This window comes from Flavobacterium cupriresistens (assembly GCF_020911925.1).
GTDB lineage: Bacteria > Bacteroidota > Bacteroidia > Flavobacteriales > Flavobacteriaceae > Flavobacterium > Flavobacterium cupriresistens.
The window spans coordinates 5,126,813-5,143,295 of record NZ_CP087134.1 but is presented as its reverse complement, the minus strand read 5'-3'; the positions used below and the strand labels follow the sequence as shown (position 1 = coordinate 5,143,295).

Genomic DNA, 16,483 nt, shown 5'->3' with positions numbered 1-16,483 from the left:
ATTATCTTATCCATTTTGACAGGGCTTCTTCAACAGTGCCACGAATAATTGGTTTTGAAATGTAATCATTCATTCCGGCCGACAAACATTTATTTCGCTCGTCTTTTTCGGCACCAGCCGTGACCGCAATGATCGGAATGTGTTTGCCGTTTATGGTGTTTCTAATGGCTCTCGTCGCTTCATAACCATTCATAATTGGCATTTGAATGTCCATGAAAACCAGATCAGGATTGATATTTTCGATTTGATTTACCGCTTCATAGCCATTTTCGCATTCGTAAATGATGGTGTTGATATTCAGATTCTTTAAGATCGTTTTTAGAAGCAGCATGTTTACTTTATTGTCTTCCACAATCAAAATACTTACTTTTTTATGATTCACATAATGGTCTAAATCGTATTCCTCATCAACCGTTTTAGTAATAATTTTATATTTCTCATTGTTGTTTTTATGACTGGTATTTAAATTCAGGTCAAAAAAGAAGGTGCTTCCGCTGTTTATTTTACTTTTAAGCTGCAGTCGGCTTTCCATTAAAGCCAATAGCTGATTTGAAATGGTTAGTCCTAAACCGGTTCCTCCAAATTTTCTCGTTGTAGAGCTATCTTCTTGGGAAAAAGCTTTGAATATTTTTTTCTGATTTTTTTCCAATATTCCAATTCCGGTATCTATTACCGCGAAACGGATGGTATAATTTTCTTCCGATTTTTTTTCAAGGATAGAAACAGCAAGTTTGATAGAACCTTCATTTGTGAACTTAATGGCATTTGACAACAGATTGATCAGAATTTGTTTTAAGCGCACGATATCGGTCCAGATGTATTTCGGTACATTCGGGTCAACGTTTAATTCAAGTTGAAGACTCTTCTGATTGGATTCGTAAACAATCAGATCAAAGATTTGTCCTAATATTTTCTGAATGTCGTATAAGTCGATGAAAAGCTCGAGTTTTCCGGCTTCAATTTTAGAAAAATCCAGAATGTCATTGATAATTTCCAATAACGAATGAGCCGATTGATTAATAGTGGTCATGTACTTTTCCTGAATTTCTTCAAGATTAGTTTTCATCAATAAATGTGTGAATCCAATGATGCCGTTTAAAGGCGTTCGGATTTCGTGTGACATATTGGCCAAAAAATCTGATTTCGATTTATTTGCTGCTTCTGCTAATTCTTTGGCTTTTATCGCGGCTTCACTTTCCTTAATTTTTGCCTGATTTCTGTTTCGTTCTAAAGCCGATGAAATGTTATTGGCAAGCGTCTGAAAGATGTAAATCTCGTCATCTGTCCATTTTCTTTCTCTGGTGCAATCGTCGAAACCAATAAAACCGGAAAAGTTATTGTTGGCATATAAAGGCAATATTAAAATCGATTTAATCTCGTTGGCAATCAGTAATTTTTTGAAGAAAGTTTCTTCAAGGTTTTTCGTCAGCGTGCTTAAGACTTTTTTTCTTTGAGAATGAAGAACAATTTCTTTTAAATTATCTTCTGTAAATTTCTGTAAATCACTTATTTGGTGTTTTACGCCTTCTCTTGACCATTTGTACTGCTGACTAATGGTTTGGGTGTCAAAATCTTTTTGATAATAAAATATATGATCTACTTTTGAAGCTTCTCCTATAATTTCATAGGTTTCTTCAAACATTTTCTCCGTGCTTTTACTCATTAAGAATTTTTCTGTACACAGTGCTAAGGCTGAAAGTAATTCACTTTTAAGTTCCAGTTTTTTCTCTGCTCTGAGTCGCATTTGGGAGGAAATGGCGAGTGAGATTACATCCGATATGGTTTTGGCATAATTAATATCTTCATTGTCCCATTCTCTTTTTTCTTCGGTACTTTCAAAACAAGCCACACCGGCCAACTGTCCGTTTAGGAAAATGGGCGCATCAAGCATCGACTTGATTTTGTTTTTTGTGAAATAAATGCGCTTAAATTCAGATGTTTCTAATTTGTCAAAAACATCAGGCGCATTTATGATTGCCTTGTTTTTTAAGGTTTCAAAATAAATGGGGTAAGACTCCTTGTCCAGAATATTTTTATCATTTGTGGTTTGTTTGTCACTGCTGAATAAATTTTCACAGGTAATAATATCATTTGAATACCTCCAGAAACTGACCCTGTTTGTTTTTGATACCGTTGCTGCTTCCTCAATAATTGAATCAATTACCGTTTGAAAAGTGTTGTAATTACGGAAATCAGTAGTCGATAATTTTTTGGTTGAATTGTTATACGCCTCAATTTTTTCGTGACGTCTTCTTTTCTCGTTTTCAATGTTTTTTATTTCGGTAATATCCCGTGCAATACCGGCAAAACCAATAGTCTGATTCAGGTCATTTTTGCGGATAATTACTTTCTGCGAAATCCATAATTCCTCCCCGTTTTTCTTTAGTACCGGAATTTCAATAGTAGGGTAATTGGTTTCGTTTTGTTCTAAATTTTCATAAAAATCAACCGCATTTTTGATGTAATCATCATGAATAAAATTCGAATAATGTTGTAGAATTATTTCATTTTCAGCATATCCTAAGATCGAAAATCCGAACTCATTTACAAAAGTAAAATACCCATTTGCATTGATTTCAAATATAATATCGGTGGCCGTCTGAATCAGGTTTTTATATTGATCCTGAACAATGATTTGTTCGGTAACATCCTGACCAATACTAATAATTAAATCGTCGGAAAACTTTTTGTCTTTCCATTGGATGTATTTGTACTCGCCATTTGTATTTTTTAATTTCTGAATATACAGCTTATCGTCAATTTGTTTTTTAATGTAGTTTTCTTGTTTTACCTCGTGGTCTTCATTGAGTTTCCAGAATTTTTTTGCCATAACATCGTCCGGAGAATAACCCAGAATTGAAGTAATGGTTTCGCTGCAAAATAAGATTTCTCCTTTTTTATTTGTTGCAATTGTCAAGGAGTTTCCTTTGTGGACGATCTCATTTGTAAATCTGAAATTATCACGATTGTTCAATAAAATGGCATATTTTACCTGATTGATGATGAAGATCAGTATCGAGAAATTAATTAAGAGTATAGACGATTTTAACGGAATTAAATGAAAAACTACCGTTATAATTTGAAAGGTAAAAGTCAGACCAACAAAAAACCAATAGATTTTTATGGGTTTCAGAATGTTATAAGAAAAGAAAAAAGAGATCAGAAAAACAATTATCGGTACAACATCATTGGAGAGGTAGATAATATTGTGTCCAACATAAGAGATGTAAACAAAGAAAAAGAAGATAAAAATCGGCTGGATTTTATTCCTCAGAAACTTTACTTTGTCTGTTATTAAGTACACCATGAGTACTAAAAAACCAATAGATACATTTAAGATCAATAAACTTTTGGGTCTGATCTTAAAAATTTCATTAATAATTTCGATTACAATAACCGCTATCCCAAAGAATAATATGTAGAGTTGGTATTCACGGTCTGCGGCTTCGTCTTCTTTCTTTTTTTCGATGAAGTACCCAATTTTAGTTTTAATTCTAAAAAATTGATAAATCAGTAAACCAAGAAAACCAAATAAAGACAGTGCTAAAATGATGATTTTAGGGCTGTTATAGAAAATGATGTCAGAAGTAAATACAAACCAATTTAATACATTTGATTTCAAGAGATCTCCAAAAATGGGGATTCCTGAAAGCAATGAATTAAAGGAACTATAGCCTTGTACCATTGTATTTTGGGTAGGTTTGGTTGAGTAATTAGCTTTTGGGGAGTTTTTTTTTAAGAGTAGGTTAAGCTCTTTTTCTACTTAGAAGTCGATTATTATTCTAAATCTGACTTACCGATTGAATCAATAGAATTCTCATCTTCCATATTGAATATTGCACAATAAATAGCATATTTTACAGAGTAGGTAATCGGAATTGTAAACACGATTCCTATACAACAACCAATAAAACCAACCATAGAGGCCAACGAACCAACAATAATTAAAAGCAGAATTGTTAAAGGTTGTTTACTTACAATCATAATGCTTGATTTTATCGCATCGGTTGCATTCAGGTTACCGAAAATGATCAAAGGAATAGTAAGTGTCGTGAAAAACGATATTGCAACTGTAAAGATAGTCTCTACATACAGAACACCTATGAGGTTAAAGAGTACTGAAATTAAGCCTCCAAGTAAAGAGATTATTAGGGTGGCAATAAAAAGTGGCGGGAAATAACGTGAAGTGTAATACGAAAAAATAGTAGAGGCGCTAAAAGATTCATCTCTATCCGCGCAATCGGCCATTTTTAAAAAACCTGCAGCAAATGGACTAAAAATCGCAGCAACAAAAGCGATCACTACCGAATAAATAAGGAATACTGAATTTTCAGGTTGTTCGTTTTGTAAATTCTTGAAGAATTCTTCATTAAAATGTTGAACACCGTATAGGGAAATCAAAATTCCACTACCAAGAAAAAAAGCAAGAATTGAAAAAACCAATAAGATTAATCCTGCATACAGTGCTATTTTTTTGTAATTTTCGAAGGCATGGTTAAACACATTAGAAAAATCTAATGCATAGCCATTTTTCCTAATTTCTTCAATTTGGTAAAGTGTTGATTTCATTTTTTTGAGTAAAGTTGTTTTATATTTGGTCTGTTTAGCTGTTTTTCTGACGTAAATATAATATTTTTAATCAATTCCTTATTAAAATCGGTGAAACATTACTAAAATGTTTTAGTGCTTATAGCCAGTCTAATATACGTTTAATGGCGACTAATTTTTCTTTATAGGGAGCATAGCGCATCGGTAAATCCAGCCAATTTGCTTTTTTAACCACCCCTTTATGATGGGAAAAAATATCGAAACTCAATTGTCCGTGATAAGCCCCTATTCCGCTATGACCAACACCACCAAAAGGGAGTCTTTTATTGGAAAAATGTATAACAGTATCGTTAATACATCCTCCTCCAAAAGAATAGGTCGTTATTAATTTTTTAGCAAAAGATTTGTTGTCGCTAAAAACATAAAAAGCAAGAGGTTTCTCATATCTGCTGATTACATTTTTAATATCTTCTTCTGTTTCATAGGTAAGGATCGGTAAAATTGGTCCAAAAATTTCTTCTTTCATTACGGCACTGTCCAAACTTGGCTCTTCGATCAGCGTTGGTGAAATGTATAAGGCATTGGCATCTGTTTCTCCGCCAAATAACACTCTTTCCGGATCAATCATATTCGCCAAACGAAGCCAGTTTTTGGTGTTGACAATGCGCGCAAAATCGGGTGATTTTTCTATCTTTTTGCCATAAGCTTTTGTGATTTCCTGCATCAGGAAAGAAATGAAATTGATTTTCATATTTTTCTGAATCAGGATGTAATCCGGAGCAATGCAGGTTTGACCGGCATTGATAAATTTACCCCAGACGATTCTTTTGGCGGCTAATTTTAAATCGGCTGTTTCATCAATGATACAGGGGTTTTTACCACCTAATTCAAGGGTAACAGGTGTCAGATTTTCGGCTGCCGCTTTGGCGACAATTTTACCTACAGCGACACTTCCTGTAAAGAAAATATAATCCCAACGTTGTGCTAGTAATTTATTGGAAACTTCCACACCGCCTTCAAAAACTTCGACATGGTTGACATGAAATGTTTTCTGAATGATTTTGGCTATTATTGCGGATGTATGCGGAGTAAGTTCGGAAGGTTTTAGAACCACTCTGTTTCCTGCTGCAACAGCAGAAATTAAAGGGCATAAGGCGAGTTGGAAAGGATAATTCCAAGGCGCGATAACCAAAACATTTCCGTAAGGTTCTTTGAAAATATAATCAGTGGAAGGAAAATTAAGAAGGGACGGGAAAACAGGTTTTGGTTTTGCCCAATTGCGAATGTTTCTAATTGTATCCTTCAATTCCGAAATAACATAGTTGGTTTCGGTTAAAACAGCTTCAAATTCGGGTTTTTTAAAATCATCGTATAACGCTTTTACAATCAAATCCTCGCTTTTCTGAATGTTATAGAGTAACTTTTTTAGCGTTTCTTTTCTGTATCCGATGTCGTTTCTGTAGTCCATTTTTATGTTTAACTTGATTTTTCTCTATGCAAGTTAATTGATAAAATTTAAAAAGTTAACAATTTAATCATAAAATCACAGCGCATTCCAGATCGTTTCATCTGGAGTAGGGGCAATAATTATGATATCTTCTTTAGAAACAGGATGCACAAAAACTAACTTGCGGGCGTGCAGATGGATACCTCCGTCAGGATTACTTCGGTCAAAACCGTATTTTAAATCCCCTTTTATCGGAGATCCAATGGCGGATAACTGCGCACGAATTTGATGATGGCGACCGGTATGAAGATTGATCTCCAAAGCAACATAGTTCTGGAGTTCTTTGAAAACAGTATAATCCAAACTGGCTATTTTACTGTCTGGAACTTCTTTTACATGTGCTTTTGAAGTATTATTCTTTTCATTTCTTTTTAAAAAATGAACCAATTTGGCAGTTGTTTCAAGAGGTTTATTTTTTACAACTGCCCAATAGGTTTTCTGTGTTTCGCGGTTAGAGAACATTTCGTTCATTCGCGATAAAGCTTTACTTGTTCGTGCAAAAACGACAATTCCCGTAGTGGGTCTGTCTAAACGGTGAATCACTCCGAGGAATACATCACCAGGTTTCTTGTATTTGTCTTTAATATATTCTTTAACGACATCTGACAATGGTTTATCACCTGTTTTGTCACCTTGTACAATATCGCCTACACGTTTGTTGACCACAATAATATGGTTGTCTTCATGTAGCACCTGGAGGTTATTTTTATCGGAAACGATTTTCATTAGAAAGACTTAAGGGAGGATTTTAGATTTTAGAATTCTGATTTTAGATTTTTAAAAGATTCAGGTTTCAGGTTTCAAGTTGAAAACTTAGAAACTTAGCGACTCAGTAACTTAGAACCTTTTCTTAATACTGTTCCTTTTCATTCGGGAAATCACTGGATTTTACATCGGTTACGTATTGACCGATTGCAGTAGTCATTTCGTGATATAAATCTAAATAACGACGTAAAAAACGTGGACTGAACTCGTTATTCATTCCTAACATATCATGAATAACCAAAACTTGTCCGTCTACACCGCCACCGGCTCCTATTCCGATAACTGGGATTGAGATACTTTTGGCTACTTTTTCGGCCAGATGTGCCGGGATTTTTTCAAGAACTACACCAAAACAACCAATTTTCTCGAGCATTTTAGCATCTTCAATTAGTTTTTCGGCTTCATCTTCTTCTTTGGCACGAACGCTGTATGTTCCGAATTTGTAGATCGATTGTGGTGTTAAACCCAAGTGCCCCATAACCGGAATTCCTGCGTTTAATATTTTTTTGATAGAGTCTTTAATTTCTTTTCCACCTTCCAGTTTTACAGCATGACCACCGCTTTCTTTCATGATTCTGATCGCAGAGCGTAAAGCTTCTTTAGGGTCAGACTGATAACTTCCAAAAGGTAAATCTACTACAACCAAAGCTCTTTCGATAGCGCGAACTACAGACGAAGCGTGGTAAATCATTTGGTCTAAAGTAATCGGCAAAGTCGTTTCGTGACCTGCCATCACATTGGATGCTGAATCACCCACCAGAATCACATCGACTCCTGCGGTATCAACAATTTTGGCCATTGTAAAATCATAAGCAGTTAACATAGAGATTTTTTCTCCATTGCTTTTCATTTCGATCAATGACTTTGTTGTGATTCTTTTATAATCTTTTTTTGCTACTGACATTTTATTTTTTTTGAGAATGTAAAAGTATTGAATAATTATAGATTGGAATCAGCAATAAAAGATTATTTCAATGGAAAGGAGTTTTCCGTCTTTAAATTCGATTGTAAAATGACCATCTCCCAATAGTAAAGTGTAATAATGTGGCGTTTTTATAGAAGCACCAATATAGGTGCCATATTTTGCTATAAAAGCTTTTTCTGATATCGAATGGTCGAGTATTGAATTGGCATTCAGCACTAGTTTGTTGTTTTCGTTGATGAAAACCTTTATGATTTCTGCTTGGTTTTGTTTTTCATCAACTGAAACTTCCAAATCAGGGTAATAATAAAAGAGATTGCTTAAATAGATCCCACAGTCATCACTGATAGTTGCTTTTTTAATTGGTTTTCCAAAAGTCTTTTCTAGCTCTTTTTGCGTAAGATGGAGTGATTTTGTTTTTTGTCCTTTGAGAATAAATTCAGCTTTTTTGCACAAAGCCATAATTTGTTCAGGGGTTTTAGGTTTTGCTAACCCTTTGGCTATAGCAATATTAAGATCGGTTTCAGCAATTAGTTTGGGGTCATTTAATTGCTTGACAACTTCGTAATATCTTTGATACGCTGGAGCTAATTTTGAAACATCACTGTTCCAAGCCAATTCTACAATTCGTTCTCCAATCGTTTTACGTTCGGGAATGGCAGCAACATCAAGTTGATCAAAATTCTTCAATAAGGCATTAAAATCGGGTCTTTCTCCAATAAACTTTCCTATGGTGTATTGGGCATACTCAGGGGTAAAACTACCATTTATATTAACCCATTCTTCCGGATTTTTAGGAAGATAGTTTACCGCAACGGGATCTCCTGTAAATAAAATTTCTTTTACTTTTGAATTTCTGTCGGGTAAGGCTCTTGCTTTTAAACCGGCAACTAAGACAAAAAGATGGTTCCCTCCATAATAGCTGTCATTGCCTTCTATGATTGGATTCTCTTTGTCTTTTATTTTAATATCGGCAGCATTTAAGGTTTTCGAAACAAATTTTGCTTCTACATATCCTTCAGAAAAATTATCTGATTTTACTTTATACCAACCCTTTTCATTTTCGGATAATAACTGAATTTCAGCTCCGTACTTGAAATAGCCTAAAAATTCTCCTGTATTATTTTTTGAAGTGAATAGTCTGGTGTCTGATTTTAAGTGATATCGATCTTGAGAATGGACCAATGTGGAAAATAGAAAAAATAATATAAAGTGGTATTTTTTCATGAAGAGTTGTTTTTGATTTTTTTGCCACGAATTTCACGAATTTTTACGAATTGTTTTTTTACTCTCTGTTATGAGGTTAATGTAAATTCGTGAAATTTGTGGCAATAATTTTATTTTAGCAATCTGCCATGTTTACCGCAATTGCTAAACCTCCTTCAGAAGTTTCTTTGTATTTAGAGTTCATGTCTTTAGCGGTTTGCCACATCGTATTGATTACTTTGTCTAAAGGCACTTTTGCATTTTTAGAATCGGTTTCTAAAGCCAGTTCTGCTGCATTTATGGCTTTGATGGCACCCATGGTATTTCTTTCAATACATGGAATCTGAACCAGACCGCCAATCGGGTCACAAGTTAAACCTAAGTGGTGTTCCATGGCGATTTCGGCAGCCATTAAAACCTGTGCAGGAGTTCCGCCCATTAATTCGCAAAGTGCAGCTGCAGCCATAGAAGACGAAACGCCAATTTCGGCCTGACAACCACCCATTGCGGCAGAAATTGTAGATCCTTTTTTGAAGATACTTCCAATTTCTCCGGCAACCATCAAAAATTGTTTGATTTCTTTTTCTCCGGCATCGTGATTTTCGATTACCAAATAATACATCAAAACGGCTGGAATTACTCCGGCGCTTCCATTAGTTGGTGCGGTAACCACACGTCCTAAAGAGGCATTTACTTCATTCACGGCAAGTGCAAAACAACTTACCCATTTTAAGATCTGACGAAATTTTACTTCCGTTTTTCTAATTTCTTCTAACCACGTTTGTGGAGAATTATAGTTCGATAATCCGATTAGGTTTTGGTGCATGTCAAAAGCTCTTCTGCGCACGTTTAGTCCACCCGGAAGAATTCCTTCAGAGTGACAACCAATATACATACATTCGAGCATAGTGTTCCAAATACGCATTAATTCGGAATGAATTTCTGCTTCGGAACGCATTGATTTTTCATTCTCGTACACAATCTCAGAAATCAATTTGTTTTCTGTAACGGTATAGTCTAATAGTTCAACGGCGTTTTGAATAGGGAATGGAAAGGCACATTTTATTTCCTCTTTTATTTTGGCGGTGGTGCGTTCTTCTTTCACAACAAAACCTCCACCAATAGAATAAAAAGTAGATTCGTATTCTGAATTATCGGCTTTGTATGCAGTAAATTTTAATCCGTTTGCATGAAACGGAAGAAAGTCTTTATTGAAAACAATGTCCTGAAGAAAATAAAACGGAATTGTACTGTGATTTCCTAGAATGATTTCGTTTTTGGTTTCAATATTTTTGATAATTCCAGCGATATCTTCCACCGGAATATATTCAGGATCCTGACCGCTTAAACCTAACATCACAGCCAAATCTGTGGCGTGACCTTTACCGGTTAGAGAAAGAGATCCGTAAAGATCGACTTTAACTCTGGCAGTTTCGTCTAAAATAGATTCGTCTTTTAATTCTTCTAAAAAACGTTCGGCAGCACGCCAAGGACCAAGAGTGTGTGAGCTTGAAGGCCCAACACCAATTTTAAGCATATCAAAAACAGAGATACATTCTTCCATTGTACAATTTTTATTAAGACAAAGATAATTGAATAATGCAAAGAAGCTTAATTTTCATTTGTTAATGTTGCAGTTTTGTTAAAAAAGATATTAAATTTTAATAATTTGGCAACGATGTAAATTTAAATTCTTAATATCGAACTTTCGTAAAAAGTTCGTGTTTTTTTTAGGTATTTTTGTGAGGAAATAAATGCCGGAGAATTTGATTTTTTTTATAGAAATCAGTAAAACGAAGTTCTGAGATTTCATTTAAAATAAGGTGTCCTTTGACGAAAAACGGAATAGCATAAAGAAGATAAAATTTAACTATGATAGAATTTTTCAAGCATTTTTTACAAGAATTCGAATTACCACTAAGCAATCCAGTATTGATCTTTTCGTTGATACTTTTCATCATTTTATTATCTCCAATTTTATTAAAGAAAATAAATATTCCGGGTATAATCGGATTGATTATTTCGGGCGTAATTATTGGGCCTCACGGACTTAATATTCTGGCAAAAAACTCTGCGGTCGATTTGTTTTCGACCATCGGACTACTTTATATTATGTTTATTGCTGGTTTGGAACTCGACATGAATGAATTTAAAGCCAACAGAAATAAAAGTTTATTGTTCGGTTTATTCACCTTTATTTTCCCGCTTTGTATTGGATTTCCGGTTTGTTTTTATTTGTTGCAGTACGATTTTAATGCCAGTTTTTTAACAGCGAGCATGTTTGCAACTCATACATTGGTGGCGTATCCGATTGTTAGTAAATTGGGAATTGCCAAAAATCAGGCTGTTGCAATAACAGTGGGAGGAACCATTTTGACCGATACCGCGGTTTTGATTATTCTTGCGGTAATTATGGGAAGCAGCCAGGGAAATCTGAATCAGGCTTTCTGGATAAAATTAGGGGTTTCATTGGCCATTTTTTCTGCTATCATGTTTTTGGTCATTCCGAGGATTGCCAAATGGTTCTTTAAAAAATTGGAAAGTGAAAAACACGCCCACTATATCTTTGTCCTTTCGGTTGTTTTCTTTGCGGCATTTTTAGCCGAAGTAGCGGGAGTGGAGCCTATAATTGGTGCTTTCGTTGCCGGTTTGGCATTAAATCCTCTTATTCCGCATTCTTCTGCGTTAATGAACAGAATCGAGTTTATTGGGAATTCTTTGTTTATTCCTTTTTTCCTGATTTCTGTTGGGATGCTGGTTGATATTAGCGTAATTCTAAGTGGGCCGACCGCTTTAATCGTGGCAGGAACCCTGAGTGTTGTAGCTATTTTTGGAAAATGGATTGCGGCGTTTTTTACACAAGTAGTCTTTAAATACACAAAAACCGAGAGACAGCTTATTTTCGGATTGAGTAGTGCGCACGCAGCAGCAACTCTGGCGGTTATCCTGGTTGGATTTAAAGCGAAAATTCTGGATGAAAATATTTTAAATGGAACAATTATTTTAATTCTGATAACCTGTATTGTGGCTTCTTTTGCCACTGAAAAAGCGGCTAAAAAAATTGCAATTTGCGAAGAAGAAGTTTCTACGGAAGATGCTAATAAAGACCAGACTTTAGAAGAACACATTTTGATTCCGCTGGCTAAAACTTCGGCAACCTCCAGTCTTTTGGATTTTGCTCTTTTGATAAAGGATAAAAAATCGAAAAATCCGGTGACGCTGTTAACGATTGTTCCGAACAACGATCAGGCCGAAATTAATATTTTAAAATATAAAAAAGCGGTTGATAAATTTGTAATTCAAGGTTCTGCCTCTGAAGTAAAAATCACCACAATCGCCAGAATTGACCACAATCCGGCAAGTGGAATTGCGCGTACTTCAAAAGAAATTATGTCCGATATTGTGATTATCGGCTGGCCAAGAAAAACAGGTTTTCTGGATAAGATTTTTGGAGAAAACGTAGATTCAATAATCAATAATGTAGATAAGAGTTTGTTTATCTGCAGATTTCAGAAAACATTCATAGAAGAAAAAAGGCTGGTTTTTATTTGTCCGCCTTTTTCAGAAAGAGGAATCGGATTTCATCTTTTGCTGCAAAAAATAAGTCGATTGTCTCAGGAATTAAGCATCCCGATCGTTATTTATGCCGAGTATAAAACGCATCAATCCATTACGCAAATTGCGGCTAATTTGAGATTAAATGCAAAACTAGGTTTTAAAAGTATTTTGGATTGGGAAGATTTTGATGCTATTTCGGATGAAATTAAACCAACCGACTTAATTGTTTTTAATTTATCCCGTAAAGGTTCGGTATCGTACCAGTCGATCTTTGACAAATTACCTCAGAAATTTGAAAAATCATTTGATGATAATAACATAATATTGGTATATCCTCAGGACGATCGTAAAGAAAGTGCCATGGATGCCTACGAAGATTTTACCGCAACGCCGCTTAAGAAAAGTATTGAGGCGATTGAGCAAATTGGTAGAGGTCTGGGAAGTATATTGAAGAAAAATTAAGAAAAATAGAATAAGAATTGGTACCCTTGACAATGACACGAAATTTTTTTGCCGTTATAGCACTATCTATAACTTTTGTAACAACAGCTCAAACGAAAATGCAAGCAGTAGATAAACTCATAAACAAAACAGACCCGGGCTGGACAGTTGTTGAAGGTTGGATTAAAACAGCAACTAATAAAGTTGAAATTTTACCGGTTGATGCGGCAAAAGCAAAAGAAGTATTGTACAAAACACAAGTTACGACCCAATCACCAATGGGGGCTATAGTTTTTATGACAGGAGGCCTTTTAATTGATGATGGATGGATTAGAATTTTAGGTTCCGGAAATACAAAATTTAATCGCACACTTCCGGATTGGAACAAGGGAAAAGCATTTAAGGAATTTGGAGAAGCACCTTCCTTTTTGATCGTGGCAGATGATGCAATAGGCGGTTTTTATCTCTTAAATGGTGGCGGACTTGGAACAGATTTAGGAAAGATATATTATTTTTCGCCTGATAATTTAGAATACGAACCACTTGATATTACGTATACTGAATTTTTGCAATTTTGCTTTTATAATGATTTGGATAAATTTTATGAGGGTAACAGATGGAAAGGATGGAGAGAAGAGGTTTCAAAATTAAAAGGAGACGAGGTTTTTAACTTTTATCCGTTTCTTTGGTCAAAAGAAGGAGGAGATATTAATAAAAACTCCCGAAAAATTATTCCGGTGGAAGAGCAATATAGCCTGAATGTTGATTTGCGTAGTCAGCTTGGTTCTAATAAGTAAAACCGGATTTTTAGCGTTACGATATTAATTTAAAAAAGATATCATGGAACATAAAATCAAGTCAATACGACCGTTTATCGGAGCAAAAGATTTTGAATTATCAAGACGTTTTTATCGTGATTTGGGTTTTGAAGAAGGGGTATTAGAAGCTAATTTCTCTGTTTTCAAATCTGGAGAAACGGCATTTTACCTTCAGGATTATTATGCTAAAGAGTGGATAGAAAACACGATGATTTTCTTAGAAGTCGATGATGTTGACCGTTATTACAAGGAACTTTTAGCCTTAAATCTTCCAGAGAAATATGCCGGAGTAAAATTAACACCAATTCGAAATCTCGACTGGGGAAGGGAATGTTTTTTGCACGACCCGTCCGGTGTTTTGTGGCACTTTGGGGAATTTAAGTAATATAACCTATTTCTCTTTTAGAAATTTTGCACGTAACCTCATAAAGGGCTTTTCAATTGTCTGATGAAGTAGGAATGCAGCAATAATACAGGAAAGAGTACTAATTAATAGCGATAAATTACTATCAATATCAATAGTAAGTTTTAGGAGTAATTGTTGGGTAATATGAATAATTCCTTTGTGGGTTAAATAAATTCCATAGGAAAGTGCTGCAATAAAAGAGGTTGTTTTAGAATTCCATTGGTACAAAATACTGGTTGGAGATATGGCACCCAAAACCATAAATCCGTATCCTAAAGCGACAAGTGGAAACCCAAAAATAGAAGCGTAAAAAGATCTTTCTTCCATGCATAAAAAGTAGGCAGCGGTTAGTATAAATAGACTAATGGCTAAAAAGTAATTCCCGAATTTTGAAAGCCTTCCCCATAAATCGGGCATAAATTGATAAACTCCGGCGATAGAAACACCAATCAAAAGTCCATCTAAGCGGTTGTAAGTAGGATAATAGATGTATTTGTGCCAATACAGCCATGAATTTTCAGCTTCAATAAAAGGAAGGTATAAATGCTGCCAACTATAAAAACGAATCGCAAAACCAAAAGCAAATAAGACAATTAAAATCCAGTAGGACTTATAAAACTGGTTGTTTCTAAGTAAAAAGAGAAGTACGATTGGCAATATCAGATAAAAATGCTCCTCCACACAAAGGGACCAGGCATGAGAGAAAGTCCCAAAATCTTGGATGTTTAGGCCTAAATTCTGTGTAAAAGTCGCAAATTTCCATATGGGAGCAAGTGCTTCTTTCTCTCTGAAAAAAGGAAATAAAAAATAGATTGCTGTAACAAACCAAAAAGCCGGAAGTATTCTGAAAAAACGTTTTATAAAGAAATCTTTAAACGAGATTTCGGTTCCATTTTTTATTTGAAAAAAAAGTTGAGAAGAGATTAAAAAACCACTTAATACAAAAAATAAATCTACTCCTGTCCAGCCAAATTTAGCAAAATCGGTCAACCATTCCGGATGTCCAAAAATTGGAATTTGATAGTGGAATAAAAAAACAAAACTGATTGCAAATGTTCTTAAATGATCTAGTCCGTATAATTTTTTGTGCACTTCAGCTTCCGTTTTTTTTAGTTTTTAAAACTCAAAGATAAAAGAATATGTAGTGCTTAAATTTCTTAAAATATAAGTTTTATTAACAAAATAGAGTAGGTGATATGCAGTGTATTTCCATACTTTATATTTTTCCTTTTTTCTCTAAATTTTCTTTTACTCTGAATTTTACAATTTTGGTTATCAGAGTAAAAGGCATCGGTTCGTTTAAAGGAAATTGGACAGATCCTTTTCCGGATTTGTATTTTGAAAGTTCTTCCTTAAAAGTTTCATGTCCACTTGGCAAAGCATATAAACCAATATGGTTTTTGAAAGCAGCAAAATATACAACGATCCCATTTTGATCAAAAGCAGGCATGGAGTAGCTGATTTTTTCCTTGGCATCAGGAGCCGCTTTCTGAATCGTCATTCGTATTTTTTCTAAAATTTCCTGCACGTCGTTTGGGAAAGAACCGATGTATTCGTTTATGGTTGTGGGTTTTTTGATGTTCATTGGTTTTATTGTTTCAGGTTTTAGGTTTCAAGTTACACGTTTCACATTTTATATTTTTCGTTTTTAAACGTTTTATGTTTCAAGTTTCACACTTGATGTTTCGCATTTTACATTTTTACAGGTTTCAAGTTTCAGGTTACTGATTACTGATTACTGATTACTGATTACTGGTTACTGGTTTCAGGGATGTCTGAATTTTGTCATTTCGAGGTACGAGAAATCCCACACGCAGCTCACGCCCAGTTTGTCATACTGAGGAACGAAGTATCTTCATGAGATAATCCGTAAAGTGAAGCTCAACGGTATCGATTCAGCGAACGAAGATACTTCGTTCCTCAGTATGACAAGATTGCGGAAAATAGAAACGGAGTTTCTGGAGTGATTTCTCCTAAAGTCGAAATGACATGCTAAGTAAAATATTTTACATTTTACAAGTTTCAAGTTTCAGGTTACTGATTACTGATTAATGGTTACTGATTAATGGTTACTGATTAATGGTTACTGATTAATGGTTACTGATTAATGGTTACTGATTACTGGTTACTGATTACTGGTTTCAAGGGTGTCTGAATTTTGTCATTTCGAGGTACGAGAAATCCCACACGCAGCTCACGCCCAGTTTGTCATACTGAGGAACGAAGTATCTTCATGTGATAATCCGTAAAGTGAAGCTCAACGGTATCGATTCAGCGAACGGAGATATTTCGTTCCTCAGTATGACAAGATT

The 16,483-nt window shown here is 34.8% G+C and carries 12 protein-coding genes; 3 read left to right on the top strand and 9 right to left on the bottom strand.

Going from position 1 to position 16,483, the window contains the following annotated elements:
* Position 1 precedes the first annotated feature (1 nt).
* The 7 genes from LNP23_RS20420 to LNP23_RS20390 all read right to left on the bottom strand — a co-directional run bounded on the left by LNP23_RS20420 (position 2) and on the right by LNP23_RS20390 (position 10,512).
* Positions 2-3,685: a response regulator gene (locus LNP23_RS20420; RefSeq protein WP_230002662.1), complete on the bottom strand. Its 3,684-nt coding sequence runs from the start codon at positions 3,683-3,685 to the stop codon at positions 2-4.
* A 92-nt stretch (positions 3,686-3,777) separates the two neighbouring features.
* The gene (locus LNP23_RS20415; RefSeq protein ID WP_230002661.1) at positions 3,778-4,569 is read right to left on the bottom strand and encodes a hypothetical protein; all 792 of its coding nucleotides are present in this window, start codon (positions 4,567-4,569) and stop codon (positions 3,778-3,780) included.
* Between the two features lie 118 nt (positions 4,570-4,687).
* On the bottom strand, positions 4,688-6,016 hold the full coding sequence (locus LNP23_RS20410; RefSeq protein WP_047773617.1) for an aldehyde dehydrogenase: 1,329 nt from the start codon (positions 6,014-6,016) through the stop codon (positions 4,688-4,690).
* Between the two features lie 75 nt (positions 6,017-6,091).
* On the bottom strand, positions 6,092-6,781 hold the full coding sequence (locus tag LNP23_RS20405) for an RluA family pseudouridine synthase (RefSeq protein ID WP_230002660.1): 690 nt from the start codon (positions 6,779-6,781) through the stop codon (positions 6,092-6,094).
* A gap of 124 nt (positions 6,782-6,905) precedes the next feature.
* On the bottom strand, positions 6,906-7,724 hold the full coding sequence (gene panB, locus LNP23_RS20400) for a 3-methyl-2-oxobutanoate hydroxymethyltransferase (RefSeq protein WP_047773614.1): 819 nt from the start codon (positions 7,722-7,724) through the stop codon (positions 6,906-6,908).
* 48 nt (positions 7,725-7,772) lie between these two features.
* Complete coding sequence (locus LNP23_RS20395; RefSeq protein WP_230002659.1) at positions 7,773-8,969, bottom strand: SH3 domain-containing protein; 1,197 nt, start codon at positions 8,967-8,969, stop codon at positions 7,773-7,775.
* A 115-nt stretch (positions 8,970-9,084) separates the two neighbouring features.
* Complete coding sequence (locus tag LNP23_RS20390) at positions 9,085-10,512, bottom strand: L-serine ammonia-lyase (RefSeq protein ID WP_230002658.1); 1,428 nt, start codon at positions 10,510-10,512, stop codon at positions 9,085-9,087.
* Positions 10,513-10,820: 308 nt separating this feature from the next.
* Between LNP23_RS20390 and LNP23_RS20385 the strand changes: the two genes are divergently transcribed.
* From LNP23_RS20385 to LNP23_RS20375, 3 genes are read left to right on the top strand one after another with little or no spacing between them, the layout of a single operon-like run.
* Positions 10,821-12,968, top strand: a complete 2,148-nt coding sequence (locus LNP23_RS20385) for a cation:proton antiporter (protein WP_047773608.1) — start codon at positions 10,821-10,823, stop codon at positions 12,966-12,968.
* A gap of 32 nt (positions 12,969-13,000) precedes the next feature.
* Positions 13,001-13,744: a DUF2625 domain-containing protein gene (locus LNP23_RS20380; protein ID WP_230002657.1), complete on the top strand. Its 744-nt coding sequence runs from the start codon at positions 13,001-13,003 to the stop codon at positions 13,742-13,744.
* 43 nt (positions 13,745-13,787) lie between these two features.
* Positions 13,788-14,150: a VOC family protein gene (locus LNP23_RS20375; RefSeq protein WP_230002656.1), complete on the top strand. Its 363-nt coding sequence runs from the start codon at positions 13,788-13,790 to the stop codon at positions 14,148-14,150.
* Between the two features lie 6 nt (positions 14,151-14,156).
* Here the strand turns inward: LNP23_RS20375 and LNP23_RS20370 are convergent, their stop codons facing one another.
* Complete coding sequence (locus LNP23_RS20370; RefSeq protein WP_230002655.1) at positions 14,157-15,263, bottom strand: acyltransferase family protein; 1,107 nt, start codon at positions 15,261-15,263, stop codon at positions 14,157-14,159.
* Positions 15,264-15,387: 124 nt separating this feature from the next.
* Positions 15,388-15,756 carry an iron chaperone gene (locus LNP23_RS20365; protein WP_230002654.1) on the bottom strand — a complete coding sequence of 123 codons (369 nt, stop codon included), beginning with the start codon at positions 15,754-15,756 and terminating at the stop codon, positions 15,388-15,390.
* Between the last annotated feature and the right edge of the window lie 727 nt (positions 15,757-16,483).